The sequence below is a fragment of the Anaerolineales bacterium genome, from assembly GCA_022866145.1.
Classification (GTDB): Bacteria; Chloroflexota; Anaerolineae; order Anaerolineales; family E44-bin32; genus PFL42.
The window spans coordinates 1-2,338 of record JALHUE010000232.1 but is presented as its reverse complement, the minus strand read 5'-3'; the positions used below and the strand labels follow the sequence as shown (position 1 = coordinate 2,338).

General features: G+C 64.3%; 2 protein-coding genes. Both read right to left on the bottom strand.

Annotation, left to right across the window (positions count from 1 at the left end; translation table 11 throughout):
- Positions 1-1,171, bottom strand: a 1,171-nt coding sequence (locus tag MUO23_07310) for a hypothetical protein (GenBank protein MCJ7512764.1), incomplete at its 3' end; no start/stop codon positions are given.
- A gap of 836 nt (positions 1,172-2,007) precedes the next feature.
- The coding region (locus MUO23_07305) for a hypothetical protein (protein ID MCJ7512763.1) at positions 2,008-2,338 on the bottom strand (331 nt) is incomplete at its 5' end.

Below are 2,338 nucleotides of genomic sequence, written 5' to 3'. Positions count from 1 at the left end.
TTCCGCCGGTGAGGCTCACCTTGGCCAGAAATGCATCGCCGTTGTTCTGCTCCGTGCGGCCGACTAGATAGGCGCTGCCATCCGGTCCAACTGCGAGGCCCCGCGAGCGATCGTGGCCTTCTGTGCCCACAGGCTTCCAGAAGGCCATCTCCTGGGCGCCGAAGCGTTTGAGATCCCGGGTGTCCGTGAGGACTTCCTTTCCCTCGGTTCGCAACCTAGCGACGAATGTCTCTGTTCCGCGCGGCCCTTCCCATGAATCGGTCGTGCCTGCGACGTAGACCGACCAGGCTTGGTCGTATGTTAGAGGGGAGAGCGTGTCGCACAAGTAGGGGGGGCACCACGAGGGGAGAGCCACGTCCGTTGCGAAATCGGCAACTGGCTCTCCCTGGGGCTCACTCAGATAGGTCGAGTAGCTCAATACCGGGTCGATCACGAGGGGCAAGGAGGGATCGTATGTGTCGAGAACGGAGAACGTAACGTCGTTCTGGTTGAGCTGGAACCCGATAGGGATGTCGAGCCTCTGACCCTCCTTGAGCTGATATGCGACGGGAGCCGATTCCTGGATCACTCCGCCAACCGTCGACACACTCAGATTGCCAGCCTCGTCGAGGGCCAGGGAGCCGACCGCGGAGTAACGAAGGCGGATGGCGGCGGGATCGGCCCCGGGCTCCACGGTGAAGATCGACTTCATTCGCTGCTGGCCGTCAAAGGCAAATCCCAGGTCAATCCCGGGGTAGAGATCCGGATACGAGATCAAGCCAAACAAGGGGACCCGATCCAACAACTGCTCAGGATTGTCTCCGACGTACATCCCGAACTGGATCGAGAGCGGTTCCTGCCCAATGGCCAGCACGCCTGAGTTGGCGCCCAAGAAGCTCACCTGGACGATCACAGCCTCGGAAGGGTCGGGTGGGGGGGGAATCTCGGCATCAAGGGCCTCGAACGCCGGGGTGGGGGTTTCCGCGGACGCTACGGCGGCCAACGCTGACATCTCGAAGACAGGCTGCGGGAGAAGCAAGGCAAAGGCGTCCGATGTGAAGAGGAAGCTCACGCCATTGTCTTGGGAAAGGAACTGGACGTCTTTAGGCGCCTGGCCAACGTTTGCGGCGAAGGAACTCCCATAGGTGCCGAAGATGATGTCCGCCAATTGCTCCGCGGCCAACTCTGGCACTGGGCCGAATGCAGTCGGGGTCGCGACTGGTTCATCGAGGAACTCTGGTGTCGATGTGAATTCTTGGGTTGGCGAGGGAGTTGCTTCCGACGTCGGGGTGTCAGGCGCCGGAGTCTCTGTGTTCGGGGGTAGGGCTGTCTCGGTGAAGGGTTCGCTGAGGAGGGCGGGTGTCTCAGTCGGTGTCGAGGTCAATGGCTCCTGCGCCACCGCGCGCCCCCGAATCGCAGCCGTCAGGAAGAGCGCTAAGGGAAAGAGAAGGAGCCCCCTGCGTGCTGCTGGCATCGGATCCCCCTTCACCAACCGCGTAGTCTGAGATCAGGCTCGGCTTCAGCGTAGGGATCTTGCCCTGCGCTGTCAAGTGGCAGTGCAGGGCGGAGGGTCGCCCGAACTGGGCCGCCTCAGGCCGGGATCAGAGCTCGGGAGCCCGGAAATCGGGGCACAGATGGGGCCGAAACCCACCTGCAAGACCCCACCGCCGGCTGACGTTTCCAGGCCCGGAGGGTAGGCGGGGGCTGGCTAAATGCACTCCCGGCAAGACCCCAATGGTGATCAGTATGTCGTGAGCCGCCATCGATGGGGACCGAACTGGCCGCGAGTCAATGTTCGGAAGGATCGCTGAGCGCGCGGCCGGAAATGATCCCATCCAGGTGCGCTAGCCGTCCAGCCGGAAGTTGACCTTGGCGGCCGGCTGGGTGAGGGCGGGGGACGTCATGCGCGAAGCGCGGGGCAGCCAGGGGCATCCCTCTGCAGCCCTCTGTAGCCCGATCGCCTCCGGCACTCCCGTGTGGCCCTGCCAGGCGGGTCTGGTGTGTCAAGCGGGTGTTCGAAGGAAGCAGTTACCCGTCTGGGCGAGCACGTGCTTGCAGTTCGTGGGCCAGGCTGCGGGCGGCCTGCGCCAGCGCCGGGGCGGTGTCGAAAGCCGGCTGGCCGGAACGATCGGCCTCGCGAACGCCGGGGTCCTCGGGCAGAAAGCCCAACACCGGCAACCCGGGGGAGTTCTCAGCGATGAACGCCTGATCGGCCTCATCTTGCACCCGGCTGCCGACTAGGAACAAGCGCTGCATGCGCAGGTCTTCGGCCAGCTTCTTGATCTGGGCCGCCGTGCCCAGGCTGCGCGCCGTCGGCTCGACGACGATCAGCGTGGCGTCGACGGCATCGCCCGTCGCC